The sequence below is a fragment of the Rhodococcus sp. BE178 genome (genome assembly GCF_050433545.1).
GTDB lineage: Bacteria > Actinomycetota > Actinomycetes > Mycobacteriales > Mycobacteriaceae > Prescottella.
The window spans coordinates 75192-89095 of sequence record NZ_JBNPXA010000006.1 but is presented as its reverse complement, the minus strand read 5'-3'; the positions used below and the strand labels follow the sequence as shown (position 1 = coordinate 89095).

Annotated in this window: 13 protein-coding genes; 5 read left to right on the top strand and 8 right to left on the bottom strand. The window is 66.9% G+C overall.

Translation table 11 applies throughout. From position 1 onward, the window contains the following. On the bottom strand, positions 1-567 hold the full coding sequence (locus tag J2X34_RS13205) for a GDSL-type esterase/lipase family protein (protein WP_258557783.1): 567 nt from the start codon (positions 565-567) through the stop codon (positions 1-3). Between the two features lie 141 nt (positions 568-708). Between J2X34_RS13205 and J2X34_RS13200 the strand changes: the two genes are divergently transcribed. Next, positions 709-1989 (top strand): PucR family transcriptional regulator, encoded by a 1281-nt coding sequence (locus J2X34_RS13200; RefSeq protein WP_429517678.1) that lies wholly within the window; start codon positions 709-711, stop codon positions 1987-1989. Between the two features lie 87 nt (positions 1990-2076). On the opposite strand, the gene J2X34_RS13195 is transcribed toward J2X34_RS13200, so the two are convergent. From J2X34_RS13195 to J2X34_RS13185, 3 genes are all read right to left on the bottom strand, one after another. Continuing rightward, the gene (locus tag J2X34_RS13195) at positions 2077-3237 is read right to left on the bottom strand and encodes a Rieske 2Fe-2S domain-containing protein (protein ID WP_429517677.1); all 1161 of its coding nucleotides are present in this window, start codon (positions 3235-3237) and stop codon (positions 2077-2079) included. A gap of 89 nt (positions 3238-3326) precedes the next feature. Continuing rightward, complete coding sequence (locus J2X34_RS13190; protein ID WP_114720878.1) at positions 3327-3599, bottom strand: hypothetical protein; 273 nt, start codon at positions 3597-3599, stop codon at positions 3327-3329. Positions 3600-3700: 101 nt separating this feature from the next. Continuing rightward, entirely contained in the window at positions 3701-4456 is a 756-nt protein-coding gene (locus J2X34_RS13185) for an SDR family NAD(P)-dependent oxidoreductase (protein ID WP_114720876.1), read from the bottom strand. A gap of 186 nt (positions 4457-4642) precedes the next feature. Between J2X34_RS13185 and J2X34_RS13180 the strand changes: the two genes are divergently transcribed. Continuing rightward, a complete protein-coding gene (locus J2X34_RS13180) occupies positions 4643-5224 on the top strand; it encodes a TetR/AcrR family transcriptional regulator (protein WP_429517674.1) in 582 nt (193 codons plus the stop codon). A 62-nt stretch (positions 5225-5286) separates the two neighbouring features. Here the strand turns inward: J2X34_RS13180 and J2X34_RS13175 are convergent, their stop codons facing one another. Beyond that, the gene (locus tag J2X34_RS13175; RefSeq protein WP_429517672.1) at positions 5287-7719 is read right to left on the bottom strand and encodes an ATP-dependent Clp protease ATP-binding subunit; all 2433 of its coding nucleotides are present in this window, start codon (positions 7717-7719) and stop codon (positions 5287-5289) included. Positions 7720-7951: 232 nt separating this feature from the next. On the opposite strand from J2X34_RS13175, the gene J2X34_RS13170 reads away from it, so the two are divergent. Next, complete coding sequence (locus tag J2X34_RS13170) at positions 7952-8671, top strand: hypothetical protein (RefSeq protein WP_429517670.1); 720 nt, start codon at positions 7952-7954, stop codon at positions 8669-8671. A 34-nt stretch (positions 8672-8705) separates the two neighbouring features. Next, a complete protein-coding gene (locus tag J2X34_RS13165; protein ID WP_429517668.1) occupies positions 8706-10142 on the top strand; it encodes an MFS transporter in 1437 nt (478 codons plus the stop codon). Here J2X34_RS13165 and J2X34_RS13160 read toward each other — a convergent pair whose 3' ends face one another. The 3 genes from J2X34_RS13160 to J2X34_RS13150 are packed head-to-tail and all read right to left on the bottom strand — an operon-like array spanning position 10143 to position 12615. Next, entirely contained in the window at positions 10143-10682 is a 540-nt protein-coding gene (locus J2X34_RS13160) for a VOC family protein (protein ID WP_114720862.1), read from the bottom strand. 5 nt (positions 10683-10687) lie between these two features. Beyond that, positions 10688-11569, bottom strand: coding sequence for an oxidoreductase (locus J2X34_RS13155; protein ID WP_429517666.1), 882 nt, complete (start codon positions 11567-11569; stop codon positions 10688-10690). A gap of 56 nt (positions 11570-11625) precedes the next feature. Further along, positions 11626-12615, bottom strand: coding sequence for an alpha/beta hydrolase (locus J2X34_RS13150; protein WP_174908383.1), 990 nt, complete (start codon positions 12613-12615; stop codon positions 11626-11628). Positions 12616-13006: 391 nt separating this feature from the next. Here J2X34_RS13150 and J2X34_RS13145 point away from each other — a divergent pair, with 391 nt between their 5' ends. After that, the gene (locus tag J2X34_RS13145) at positions 13007-13900 is read left to right on the top strand and encodes a pseudouridine synthase (RefSeq protein WP_429517663.1); all 894 of its coding nucleotides are present in this window, start codon (positions 13007-13009) and stop codon (positions 13898-13900) included. The last annotated feature ends 4 nt before the right edge of the window (positions 13901-13904 follow it).

Below are 13904 nucleotides of genomic sequence, written 5' to 3'. Positions count from 1 at the left end.
TCAGCGGATCTGTTCGGCGACGTAGGCGCCGATCGCCTGCATACCCAGTGCGGTCGGGTGCAGTGGTACAGCGGATTCAGCGGGCACGACGCCGGCATAGTGCGCCCGGCTCACGTCGGCGCAGATGTCGTGCCCGGAGGTCACCGTTCGGATATCGACGAATGCCATTGCACGGGAACGTGCCTGGGCCGCCATGGCATCGTCGACGGAATCGATGACGTTCTGCAGGTAGTCAGCGCCGCGCGGCCACATCGGTTGCCGGTCTGGGCATCCACCCGGGGGCGTGTAGGTGCCGTAGCCGACGACGACGATCTCGGCGTTCGGCGCGTGTGCCCGGATCTCGTCGAGCGCCGTTCCCCACTGCGGGGCGACCTGGTCGACGAGCGGGCGCTGCTGGTCGACACCACCGGCGGTGAACGCGTCTGCACACGAGGTGCCGTACCGCTCCGGAAGCGGATTGAGGCAGCAGGGTGCAGTGGTGACCAGATTGATGTCGTTGGCGCCGATGGTGACGGTGACGAGGTCGGTGTCCGCGCTCAGCGCTTCTAGCTGGATCAAGGAACGCACGGCGGACACCTCCTTCGGTCGGCGGGCAGGCTCACTGTGGTCGGACTTGTCGATTTCGGAGTGATGCGTATTACATATTCACCGGAAAGCGACAGGTCGTCGTTGTTTGAGCAAACCGACTATCGGAGGAGTGTTGTGCCTGTGGACAAACCCATCGCCATCGGTGGCCGACCGATAGCCGATCAGCTCGCCCAGCGCACCCACACAATCGTGGCGGCGACGGTCGAGTTGGTATGGAGGCAGGTGCCGTTCTATCGGTCACTGCCCGAAGAAGCAGTACGCAGCGACGTCACGGCGATCATCCGGTGCAACTTCGAGGTGCTCATCGCGAGCCTGCGGTCGTTGCAGACGACGGACGACGAGGGATTGATGCGGATCCGCGCGTCGGCGCAGCGGCGGGCAGAGGAACTGGTTCCGCTCGCGGAGGTGCTGCACGCGTATCACCTCGCTGTCGATCACTGGTGGAAAGTGATCGGTGACCTCGCCGGCCCCGAGGACACCACTGACCTGTCGCGGGCCGGAACGCTGCTGCACAGGCACCTGCTGGCAGCGACAACCGCGGTGCTGGCAGGATACGGCTCCGATCCAGCGGTTCACGGCGAGGAGGACTCAGCGCGGCGAGACTTGTTCCTGGAGTTGACGTCCGGCCCGAATACCACGGGGACAGCGGAACGGTTCGGTATCGACCTTCCCCGCTTGTACTGGGTGCTGTCGCTCCACGTCGAACCCCATCCGGACGAGCGGTCGGCCGGTATCGACGCGGTGGTGGCAGAACGTCGTAAGGTTCGGCGATTACAGCGCGAGTTGGACAACGTCGGCCGCGACAACGCGTTGAGCATGCTCACGAGCAGTGGCGGCGGTGTCCTGATCCCGATTCTCGAGCCCACCCCTGGGGTGGACGACTGGCAGGACAGCGCACAGTACGCGCAACTGAGTCGGAACCTGCGGGACATGGAGCGGACGATCGGTGCCGCGGTCCTGACGGCAGTGTCGGTGGCAGCACCACAGGAAGTGCCACAGGCATACGAGCAGACTCGAGAGATCCTCGACGTCGCCCGCCGATGCGGGCGCGGCAACGGCACCGTGCGACTCCCGGACGTCGCGCTCGAATATCAGCTCACCCGGCCGAGCGCAGCGACGCCGCTGCTGGCAGACCTTCTGTCACCGTTGCAGTCCAACCCGGTCGTGCTCGAAACGCTGGAGTCCTACCTCGACACCGGCTGCGACCGCTCCGCTGCGGCCGCTGCGTTGCACGTACACCCGAACACGGTGGCCTACAGGCTGCGAAAAGTCGCTACCCTCACCGGCTTGGACGTCGGGACAGCACCCGACCTGGTGCGTCTCGTTGCGGCGGTGGCGGCGAGACGGGCGACGGATGCGACTCAGACGGCTCGGGTTTCGAGAACCGCACCCTCGCTGTAGATCTTCACCGCTCCCCCACCGAACCTGAAAACTCCTGTGCCCCTACCGAACAATTCGGCAGGGGCACAGGCGTTGCAGTCGGCAGACCTAGACGTCCGCGACCAGCTCGACGGGCTTGACGCCCTTCGCGACGTTGCCCGCGACCACGTCACGCCAGTTCTCCTGTGCGCGGGTGGTGTCGACCTCGAACTCGAACCGCTTGGTCATGTCCTCGGTGACGTCCTCGACGTCGACGTAGAACTGCTGGTACCAGCGACGCAGCTGGTAGACCGGGCCGTCTTCCTCGGTCAGCAGCGGGTTCTCGATCCGGCTCTTGTGGTTCCAGATCGCGATGTCCTGCTTGAACTGGTGCTCGACGCCCTCGGTGAACTGCTCCGCCATCGCCTTGGCGTCCTCGTCCGACAGACCCTCGGTCCGCTTGACGACGGTGCCCCACTGCAGCAGGAACGAGTTGTTCGTGATCGGGTAGTGGCAGTTCGCAAGCTTGGTCTCGACCTTGATGTCGCCGGCAACCGTGTAGACGGTGTCCAGCATGAAGGACGGACCGAAGTACGAAGCGTCCGAGATCGTCTCGGCCTCGGCCATACCCAGCTGGACGCCGGTCTGGATGTCGTCACGACCACCCGAGCGCATCACCTGGGTCGCGACGTGACCCTCGAAGATGTTCTTGAAGTAGGTCGGGATCTGGAAGTGCACGTAGAAGAAGTGCGCCATGTCCACCACGTTGTCGACGATCTCGCGGCAGTGCGAGCCCTCGACGTAGTAGGTGTTCCAGCTCCAGTCGCTCCAGCCGCCCTCGTCGAAGCCCTCGATCTGCGGGATCGTGACGTCGGCTGGCGGCGGGTTGCCCTGCGGGTCGTTGTACACGAAGAACAGGCCGTTGCGCTCGAGCTTGACCCACGCCTTGGTCTTGGCGACCGGGGGAACGCGGCGAGCGTAGGGGATCTCCGTGCACTTGCCCTTGCCGTTCCAACGCCAGTCGTGGAACGGGCAGGCGATGTTGTCGCCCTTGATCTCACCCATCGCGAGGTTGCCACCCATGTGACGGCAGAACGCGTCGAGAACCTGGAGCTCGCCCTTGCTGTCCTCGAACACGACCAGGTCGGTGCCGAAGATCTTGACCTGGTGCGGCTTCCCGTCGCGGAAATCCTTGGCACGGCCGATGCAGTGCCAGCCACGCGCGAAACGATCGGGGTTCTTGCCCGCCTCGATCTCCCGAACCTCGACGTCGTCGGCGATCTCGGTCATCTTGCCTCCTCAAATGATGTGTTCGCGTGCTCGCCCTTGTGCAAGCCGCATGAAAACCCCCGGAACCACAGAGAATCTGGTTCCGATGACTAGGTGTACGAGCGGACTTCCTGCGTCGATCCCGCGACCGGCACGGTGCGGTAGGACTCCGCGATGGTGCCGTTCTCGACCGCCTCGTCGATGGTGTTACGCAGCGAGTAGCACGTGCGGACGTACATGCTGTGCACGCCCTTCTCGGCCTGTGCGCGGAACTCGGCGCAGTTGCTCTCCGCGTCGTCGACCCACTGGGTACTGGTGTGAGTCGGACTGAACTTCTCGACGAGTACCCGGTTACCGCACGATCCACATTCGATCGGTTGCATTGTGCGACCTTTCCGTTGGAACTGTATTCAGCGAGCGTACGAGTAGGCAGTGCGCTCTTCCTGGTCCATTTCCGTTGAGCGGTAAAGAATTCGACCGATCATCACCTCAGGAAAGCCTGTCCTCCGTCCACCGGCAGCGAATGGCCGGTGATGTACCGCGCGGAGGCGCTGCACAGGAACACCACGGCCGGCCCGATATCGGTTTCGGCGTCGCCCAGACGCCCCAGCGGCACGCTCCGGAGGTACTCGCCGTACGCCTCCGGATTGAGATCGGCCCACTCGTCCATCAGGGGCGTCGACGCCAGCGGCAGGATGGCGTTGACGCGGATGCCGTCGGCGCCCCACTCGCAGGCTGCCGTCCGGGTGAGCACCCGGACGGCCTCCTTCGCCGCGGCGTACGCGCCTGTCCCGGTGGGATCCCACTTCAGCCCGGCTGCCGACCCCAGGTTGACGATCGACCCACGGCCCTTCAGGTGCGGGTGGCACGCCCGCATCATCCGCAGGGTTGCCAGCGGTCCCGAGTTCATGCTGCCGTGGTAGTCGTCTTCACTGACCTCGAGCAGCGTGCCGTGCGCCGGCGTCTGGGCATTGTTCACCAGAATCGACAGGCTTCCGTACCGCGCCACCACGTCGGCGACCACGGCGTCGATCTGTTCGGGGTCGGTGACGTCGCACCGGAAGGCGACCGCGTCGCCTCCCCTGCGGACGATCTCGTCGGCGGTGTCGGCCACCTTGGACAGGGTCCGGCCGACGACCGCGACGCGCGCGCCCTCGACCGCGAGGGCGAGCGCGATTCCCCGCCCGATCCCCTGTCCGGCGCCCGTCACCAGCGCGACGTCACCATCGAGTACACCCATCAATCACTCCCGCTGCTGCTCACTCGGTCACAAGTCGCCGATCATTGTGATCCAAGACACCGAATTGAGCAAACGCTCAATCAATGTAGGATTGCCTTGCCGGGTCGGGCGCGGGCTGTGCGGGCACAGGTAGCATGAGGCGCCTCGACCGACACAGAATCGACCCAGGTACAGGGGGAAGTCCGAATGGATCCGCAGGAACGTCGGCGTCAGATACTCGAACGTTCCGGTGAGATCTTCGCAACGAAGGGCATCTCCGCGACGACGGTCCGCGAGATCGCCGACGCGTGCGGCGTCTACTCCGGCACGCTCTACCACTACTTCCCGTCCAAGGACGCGATCGTCACCGAGATCATCTGGGTGTACGTCGACGAGCTGTACGAGAAGTGCTCCGAGGTGATCGGCCAGGGCCTTCCGCCGATCGAGCGGCTCGAGGCCCTCGTCCTGGTCGCGATCGACTCCGCCGAGAACCACCGTCACGCGACCGCGATCTGGCAGGTCGAGACGGACTACATGCGCGATCAGATGCTCGAGGCCAGCCTCGACGACAAGGGCGATTTCGCGGCGACGTTATGGCTGCAGTGCATCGAGGAGGCGCAGGCGTCGGGCGATCTCCGCAGCGACGTCGAGTCCGCGACCTTCTACCAGCTGATGCGCGACGCGGTGTGGCTCACCAGCCGGTGGTTCCGGAAGTCCCCGACGAAGTCGAACGCACAGTTCGCACACGAGATCACGTCGATCTTCATCGACGGACTGCGGGTCCGTTAGACACACGAAGGGGCGGTACAGGCGAATCGAATTCGCCTGTACCGCCCCTTCTTCTACCACGATCAGCTCACGACGAGGTCCAGCTCGTCGTCCGCGACGGTCACGGTGATCCGTCCACCCGCGTCGAGCACGTCGTCCAGCAGCAGATCGGCGATGCGATCGTCGACCTCCCGGGCGATGGTCCGGCGCAGCGGCCGCGCACCGAACTCGGGCTGGTGCCCGTGCTCGGCAATCCAGTCCACCGCATCGGGTGTGAACTCGATGTCGATGTCCTTGGCCCGCAGCCGATCACGGCTCTCGCTCAGCAGTAGATCGGTGATCCGGTGCAACTGCTGTGCCTCGAGCTTCCGGAAGATCACGATCTCGTCGATCCGGTTGAGGAACTCCGGCCGGAAGGACTCCCGAAGGCGCCCCATCACCCTGTCGCGCAACGGCTTCTCGGCCGCGGCGGCGTCACCGGTGGTGAAGCCGAGCGCCCCGCCCTTGCTCGAGATGATGTCCGAGCCGAGGTTGCTGGTCATGATCAGGACCGTGTTCTTGAAGTCCACCGTCCGACCCTGGCCGTCGGTCAGCCGGCCGTCGTCGAGCACCTGCAGCAGGACGTTGAACACGTCCGGGTGCGCCTTCTCGATCTCGTCGAGCAGGATCACCGAGTACGGGTGCCGGCGCACCTGTTCGGTGAGCTGACCGGCCTCGCCGTAGCCGACGTACCCCGGAGGGGCGCCGACCAGTCGGCTCGCGGTGTGCCGCTCGCCGAACTCGCTCATGTCGAGCCGCAGCATCTTGCTCTCGTCACCGAACAGCGACTGCGCCAACGCCTTCGCGAGCTCGGTCTTGCCGACGCCGGTGGGCCCCAGGAACAGGAAGCTGCCGACGGGCCGACGCGGATCGCCCATGCCGGTCCGGCTGCGGCGCACCGCGCGCGCGATGGCCCTGACCGCGTCCTCCTGGCCGACGACCCGCTGGTGCAGCTCGTCCTCCAGCCGGCGCAGACGCTCCTTCTCCTTCTGCGTCATCTGGCTGGCCGGGATACCGGTGGCCCGGGCGACCACCTCGGCGATATCCTCGGCCGTCACGGCCGGAACCTCCGTCGCGACGGGTTCGCCGTCACGAGCCTCCGCCAGCCGCTTCTCCACACCCGCGATCTCGTCCCGCAGCTGCGACGCACGCTCGTACTGCTCGGCCTGCACCGCGCTGTCCTTGTCCTGTTCGAGCCGAGCGATCCGCTGCTGCAGCGCCTTCGCATCCGGATTGGATGCGCCGAGCTGCAGGCGCTTTCGCGCGCCCGCCTGGTCGAGGAGGTCGATCGCCTTGTCCGGCAGGAACCGGTCGGCGATGTATCGCGACGACAACTCGACCGCGGCGGTGATGGCCTCGTCGGTGTAGCGGACACGGTGATGCTCCTCGTACCGCTCCCGCAGGCCCGTCAGGATCGCCTCGGCGTCCTCGGGACTCGGCTCGTTCACCGTCACCGGCTGGAAGCGTCGTTCGAGGGCCGAGTCCTTCTCGATGTGCTTGCGGTACTCGTCGAGCGTGGTGGCGCCGACGATGTGCAGGTCACCCCGGGCCAGCTTGGGCTTGAGGATGTTCCCGGCGTCCATCGCACCCTCACCGCCGGCACCCGCACCCACGATGGTGTGGATCTCGTCGATGAAGACGATGACCTGGCCGTTCTGCGCGACGATCTCGTCGACGGCCTTGGTCAGCCGCTCCTCGAAGTCGCCGCGGTAGCGGGTACCGGAGAGCATGCCCGCCAGGTCCAGCTGGACGATCCTCTTGTCTGCCAACACCTCCGGGACGTCGCCGTCCACGATGCGCTGCGCCAGCCCCTCGACGACGGCGGTCTTGCCGACGCCGGCCTCGCCGACCAGCACCGGGTTGTTCTTGGTCCGGCGCGCGAGGATCTCGATGGTCTGCTCGATCTCGTCAGCACGTCCGATCACCGGGTCGACGCCGCCGGAGCGAGCGCGCTCGGTGAGATCGGTGCCGTACTTGTCCAGGGTTGGCGTGGCCGAATCCTGCTGGGGTTCGGCAGGACCCGCGTTCACAGCGGACTGCATCGACTCGGGTGTCACGCCGGCCGACGCCAGGACACGTCCGGTCGCGGAGTCCCCGTTGGAGACCAGCGACAGGAAGATGTGCTCGGGATCGATGTAGGTCGAGCCGAGTGCGCGTGCGATCTGGTGAGCGTCGAGCAGTGCCCGACGTCCCGCGGCAGTCACCGCGGGAGGGGTCGAGATCGCCTCACGGCCGCGCGGCAGGTGGGCCTCCGCAGCCTTCGAGATCGCCTCCGGGTCCCCGCCCACACGCTTCACCATGTCGCGCACCGGGTCCTTGACCGCGGCCACGTGCAGGATATGCAGTGCGTCGAGGCCCGCATCACCGCGTCCGACCGCGTACTGCGCGGCCTCCGCCATGAGCACCTGAGCTTCGTTGCTCATGAGCCGGGTGATGTCGATGCGCCCGGGCCCCTCGGGCCCGAAGAATGCCGGCATTCGCAGCCTCCTCCAAAGTTGAGTCTTATCGACTCATGGAACATGCCTCGATCGGATTCAATTCCCGACCGTCCAGAATCTTTGGCACGAGAGCGTCCGACCACCCGCGCACACCGCACCCACCGAACCCGCCAGCCCTCTGACCTCGACGTTTCTCCACAACGACGACCGACGACCCGACGGCTGTGAGAGCCGACACACTTTCGGCTGCGCGCGGAAGTACCGTCGACCCATGGACAGGGGTCTCGCTACGGTGCCGCAGCTTCTGGGCTGCCCGCGCGGAAGGTTCTTCGCCGCCAACGTCGGCTACCTGTGCAGCGACGAGGAGCAGGTTTCTCTGCACTTTCGGCCGCGGACACACGACGCCGTGCTGGCCGTCCTCGACAAGGTCGACGTCCGGGCAGTGGCCGCACTGCCGGAAGCCGAACTGCTCGACGCCCTCGGCCTCGCGGTGGACTTCGCGCGCTACTGGCAGCCACCGGACGAGGAGGATCTGCTGTTCGCCCACCCCGACGTCGTCGCGGCGCTGCGCCCGATCGCCCAGGCGCGCGCCCGGGTCCGGCCTGTGCGCGTCCACAGCACGCCCCGGGTGTACGAGATCGGGGGTCCGGCGGACTGGGCACACCTGGTCGACACGTATCCGTTTCCGGTACCGGCGTCGCGGCGCTCCGACTGGTACTCCACCACCGGGGAGCACCTCGACTGGTTCATCCCGGACTGGGTTGCCGTCGCCGCCGACTTCGACGCGGTGCACCTGACCGTGCACGGCTACCTCAGCGCGCCCGGAGTCGCGATCCCGCTGGTCGCGAACTCGGGTGCGACGGTGCTCGCCGGCTGGGACCCGGACGCCACCTTCTGGCTGCGCGACGGCGTCGTCACCATCGACGACGAGCCGACCGAATGGCGCCGAACCTCGGACAGGCCGTGGGCGCCCGAGCCGAACTCGCCTTGACCTCGAGCGCACTCGAGCTTCTACCTTCGGCTCCATGAACACCCGAACCGAGGCCTCCGGCAGCTGGCGTCAGCTGCTGACCGGACGACATCTCGGTGTCGCCGCCGTGTTGGCCGGAGGCGAGGCGTTGTACGCGACCAACGTCTACCTGACGAGCAGCCTGCTGCCCACCGCGATCGACGACATCGGCGGCCTCCGCTACTACGCCTGGACGTCGACCGTCTTCCTCATCGCCTCGGTGTTCTCCTCCATGATCGTCAGCCGCACGCTCGCCGCCCGCGGCCCCCGCGGCGCCTACCTGATCGGCCTCGCGCTCTTCGCGTTCGGAACCGCGGTGTGCGCGCTGAGCCCGACGATGGAACTACTACTGGCCGGACGGGCCGTGCAGGGTTTCGGCGGCGGTCTGCTCGCCGGTCTCGGCTACGCGGTGATCAACTCCGCGTTGCCCCGGCACCTCTGGACCCGCGCCACCGCACTGGTTTCCACCATGTGGGGTGTCGGCACTCTGGTCGGTCCCGCCGTCGGCGGGGTGTTCGCCCAGTTCGGCGCGTGGCGCTGGGCCTTCGGTGCGCTGATCGCGTGCACCGTCGCGGTGACCGTCCTCGTACCGATGGTCCTTCCACGGCGCACGGGCGATCGCGACCGCGTCGTCGCGCCCGTGCCGGTCGTCCCGCTGGCGCTGCTCACCGCGGCAACCTTGCTGGTGAGCGTCGCCGGCCTCCTGGCCGACGCCGCGATCGCCGGTGTCGCCGTCGCCGGTGCGGTGGCGCTGGTCGTGTGGTTCGTCGCGGCGGACCGGCGCAGCCCGCACGGGGTGCTGCCACCGTCGACGTTCACCCGGTCGCCCCTGAAGTGGGTCTACCTGACCATCGCAGTCCTCGCGATGGCGTCGACGGTCGAGACGTTCGTCCCGCTGTTCGGGCAGCAACTCGCGGGGTTGGCCCCCGTTGTGGCCGGATTCCTCGGTGCCGCACTGGCACTCGGCTGGACGGTGGGCGAGATTCCGAGCGCGTCGGCCGCCGCGCCTGACGTGGTCCGCCGGATCGTGCGGTCCGGACCGATCCTCGTCGCGGCCGGGCTCGCGATCATGGCGGTGGTCCTGGCCGAGCAGGCCGGCAGCGGACGCGTCGCGCTCTGGGCGGCCGGGCTGATCATCGCCGGCGCGGGCATCGGCATCGCGTGGCCGCACCTTGCGGTCGGTGCCATGAGCGCCGTGGCCGAACCCGCCGAGGGTGCCCGTGCCTCCGCCGCGATCAACACCGTGCAGTTGATCGCCAATGCGTTCGGCACCGCGCTGGCCGGTGTGCTGGTGAATCTCGGCGGACAGTCCGAGCTGCGCTCGGCGCAGCTGCTGCTGTTCAGCTTCGCAGCGCTGGCACTCGTCGGCGGCGGGACCGCGTGGCGGGCCGCGCCGCGGGACGCCCGGCCGAACCGGGCGGCTCGTCGCGCCGTCGAGGCAACCGCCGGCTGATCAGCGGCGAGCGCGCGCCGCGTGCACCCGCTCCCACAGATGCCGATCGGTGCGCGGGCCGCCGTGCGTGTCGGCACCGTAGCGGGCGATCTCGGCGGCGATGTCTAGCGGACGGGTCGGCGGCTGAGCAGGAACCAACTCGTCGATCGCGAGTTCGTCCGGCACCAACCAGCACACCTCGAACTCGATGCCGTCCGGATCCTGCGCATACAGTGCCTTCGTCGAACAGTGGTTGCTGGCGCCGGTCAGCGCGCCCGCTGCGATCAATCGGTCCCGCATCTCCGCCAGGTTTGCGAGCGTGTCGACCTCCCACGCCAGGTGGTAGAGCCCGACGTTGCCCGGCGTGACGCCGCTGCTCGGGTTCGGGCTCTGGAACAGGCCCAGGTCGTGATCGTTCGCCGAGTCCGGCGCCTGCAGGAAGGCCGCACCCGGGAACGCACCCGGAAGTGCCTTGAACCCCAGCACATCCTGGTAGAACGCCAGGCTGCGCTGCAGGTCCGACACGAACAGCACGGCATGGTTGAGTCGCTCGATCGCCAACGCGGTCAGCCTCCGAAGTTGTAGTTGACGCCGGTCAGTTGCTCCGACAGCGTCCACAATTGTCGTGCAACGCTCCGGTCGTGCGACTTCCGGTTCGAGGAAACCACTTTGGGATAGCCGCGCGTCTCGAACATCGACGACGGGCCGAGGTAGCTCCCGCCGATCGCGTCGGGCACCGTCGCGGCGTACAGCATCGGCAGCGCGCCCATCTCCGCGGACTGCGCGATGAACGGGTCGGCCAGGGCCATGACCCGGCTCGAGATCGACCCGGTGTGCGACTGCAGATTGGTGGACGCGTACCCCGGATGCGACGCGAGCGACTTGACGGTGGACCCCGATGCCGCCAGCCGCCGCTGCAACTCGTACGCGAACAACAGATTCGCGAGCTTCGACTGCCCGTACGCCGGCCAGCGCCGGTACGACCTGCGCTCCCAATTGAGGTCGTCGAGGTCGATGGTGCCGATCTTGTGCATCGCGCTCGACATCGTCACGACCCGGTCGCGCACCTTGTCGAGCAACAGCCCGGTCAACACGAAATGGCCGAGATGGTTGGTACCGATCTGCATCTCGAACCCGTCGACGGTGCGACGCAGCGGAACCGCCATGACCCCGGCGTTGTTCACCAGAACGTCGAGGCCGTCGACCGAGTCCGCGAACTCGCGTACCGACGCCAGGTCCGCGAGGTCGAGCCTGCGAACCTCGGCGTTCTCCCCCAGTTCCGCCGCGACGGCGCTCCCCTTGTCGACGTCACGACACGCGAGCACGACGTGCGCACCGGCCTTCGCGAGCGCCTTGGCGGCCTCGGCACCCAGGCCGCTGTTCGCGCCGGTCACGACGAACGTCCGGCCCCGCTGATCGACGATGTCCCGCGTGGTCCATGTGGTCATGGCCACAGACTACGGAAATCACGATCAGCGGAGGCGGACCTACGCGTGTTGTTCTCTCACCACGCGTTCAGTGCATTCAGGATCTGCGGCCGGGCCTGCCACAGTTCGGCCGACCAGTACGGCCAGGCATGAATGCCCGTGGCGTTGAACTTGAAAGTCGCCGGGATTCCGAGGGTGTGGAGTCGAACCTGGAATGCCCGCGAGGTGATCATCGAGATGAATTCGAGGCCCATGCCCATCGTGGTATTCCAGTACCCGACCGGGTCGGACGGATGGTCGTACATACCCGGGATTCCGCTGCCCGCCGAGACGTAGAGCGACAATCCCTGCAATTGCGGCGCAGATACGAACGGGTCGTTACGGAGCCACGCCGGATCCCAGGGGAAGCCCCACATCGAATCGGCGTTGTAGCGGCCGGCGTCGTACAGCGCCAGCCTGATGGCCTCCCGCCCTCCGGGGGCCGTCGTGTGGAGGTAGCCCGACAACGAACCGGCGAATTTGAATTGATCGCGATGATAGGCGGCGAGCGTCATCGCGGCCGTTCCGCCCATCGATAGTCCCAGAATCCCGGTATTGGTCCGGTCCACGCCGAAATTGGCGAGATAATCCGGCAATTCACGAGTCAGGAATGTCTCCCACTTGTAGGTGACCTTCTGGTTGTTGAAATTACTGGGGTTGTACCAGTCCGAATAGAAACTCGCCTCGCCGCCGACCGGCATGACAACGGTGACGTTGTCGAGCGCGAACTGTTCCATCGCGTTGGTCTCGAAGGTCCAGGCATTGCGATCGTCCCGGGCCCGCATGCCGTCCAGGAGGTACAACGACGCGCCGCCACCCCGCGCAGCCCACTGAACCTGAACCTTGATGTCCCCCATCGAGGAAGGAACCCACAACTCCTGGTAGCCGCCCCGCTGCACCTGACGGCTCGGCTCGGCGGCCGCAACCGGCGCCGCCCCCGCCGCCACCCCGGCGAACGCGAGCAGCACGGCGAGCACCAGCGCTACGGGGTTCTTCCAGATTCTCTGTCGATCTCCGGCGAAATACATCAATGCTTCTTCCTACACGAGCCGCCGATCTCGACGAACAAACTGAATCCGATCACCGTGTTGATCTTAGATACGCGTCGCGGCGTTAACACCCGCAGGGTGTGGCGAAGCTCTCGAATTCATATTCGTGAGAGTTCTCTGAGAATCAAGATGGATTTCACGGAATCGGCCGTTTTCGTGCTACCCATTGCCGGGCCGCCGGCGGCGCGTGCGGCGCGGATCCGCGACCGCAGCGCACCGGCGTGACGACAGCGCCACCACCCACCCCTCGAGAGCGGTGGACACTGTAACTTACTGAAGGGTAAGTTAAGGAGGTGTGCACGTCAACGACCTGCGCACAACTCGCGTCGGCGTCGACGTCTGCCCCCGCGCCGGCGGGTACCGTCGGAATGTGCCCGCCGCCCCCCTGCCCGTCCGCGACGGCCTCAACCCCACCCGCCTCCGGTTGCCGAACGCCCAGACCTGGCCCACCGCCCTCGCCTACCTGCTGGACCGCTTCCCCGACGACGCGGCGCGACTGCTCGAGAAGGTCGACGCGGGCGAGATCGTCGACCAGCACGGCTCCCCGATCACCCGCGACACCGGGTACCGCCCGCACGGGTTCGTCTACCTCTACCGCGACCCCCCGGTCGAGAAGCGGGTGCCGTTCGAGATCGAGATCCTGCACCGTGACGAGAACCTCCTCGTCGTCGACAAGCCACACTTCCTCGCGAGCACCCCTCGCGGGGCCTACGTCGTCGAATCAGCACTGGTCCGCCTGCGCCGCGACCTCGACCTCCCCGAACTCACTCCCGCCCACCGCCTGGACCGGATCACAGCGGGGGTCCTGGTGTTCACCATCCGACGGGAGGCGCGACGGGCCTACCAGTCGCTGTTCGACGAACGTCGCGTGACGAAGGAGTACGAGGCGCTGGCGCGCCACGATCCGACCGTGCAGCTGCCCGTCACCGTCCGCAGCCGAATCATCAAGGAGCGCGGGGTGCTACAGGCCCGCGAGATTCCCGGCCCGCCGAACGCCGAGAGCCGAATCGAACTCATCGGAACGCGCGACGGCATCGGCCGCTATCGACTCCTGCCGCACACGGGCAAGACCCACCAGCTGCGACTGCACATGAGCTCCCTGGGCCTCCCGATCCTCGGCGACAACTTCTACCCGGAGTTCTACGACGTCGCGGGCGACGACTACTCGACGCCCCTGCAGCTCCTCGCGCGCAGCATCGAGTTCGACGACCCGTTCTCGGGTGCGCGACGCCGCTTCGAGAGCCGTCGCGCGCTCGAGGCCTGAACGC

Bases quoted from the DNA above. Each gene is read 5' to 3' on its own strand.
- J2X34_RS13180 (WP_429517674.1), top strand. From the start codon at position 4,643: ATGGATCCGCAGGAACGTCGGCGTCAGATACTCGAACGTTCCGGTGAG.
- J2X34_RS13155 (WP_429517666.1), bottom strand. From the start codon at position 11,569: ATGACCACATGGACCACGCGGGACATCGTCGATCAGCGGGGCCGGACG.
- J2X34_RS13185 (WP_114720876.1), bottom strand. From the start codon at position 4,456: ATGGGTGTACTCGATGGTGACGTCGCGCTGGTGACGGGCGCCGGACAG.
- J2X34_RS13150 (WP_174908383.1), bottom strand. From the start codon at position 12,615: ATGTATTTCGCCGGAGATCGACAGAGAATCTGGAAGAACCCCGTAGCG.
- J2X34_RS13195 (WP_429517677.1), bottom strand. From the start codon at position 3,237: ATGACCGAGATCGCCGACGACGTCGAGGTTCGGGAGATCGAGGCGGGC.
- J2X34_RS13190 (WP_114720878.1), bottom strand. From the start codon at position 3,599: ATGCAACCGATCGAATGTGGATCGTGCGGTAACCGGGTACTCGTCGAG.
- J2X34_RS13175 (WP_429517672.1), bottom strand. From the start codon at position 7,719: ATGCCGGCATTCTTCGGGCCCGAGGGGCCCGGGCGCATCGACATCACC.
- J2X34_RS13170 (WP_429517670.1), top strand. From the start codon at position 7,952: ATGGACAGGGGTCTCGCTACGGTGCCGCAGCTTCTGGGCTGCCCGCGC.
- J2X34_RS13165 (WP_429517668.1), top strand. From the start codon at position 8,706: ATGAACACCCGAACCGAGGCCTCCGGCAGCTGGCGTCAGCTGCTGACC.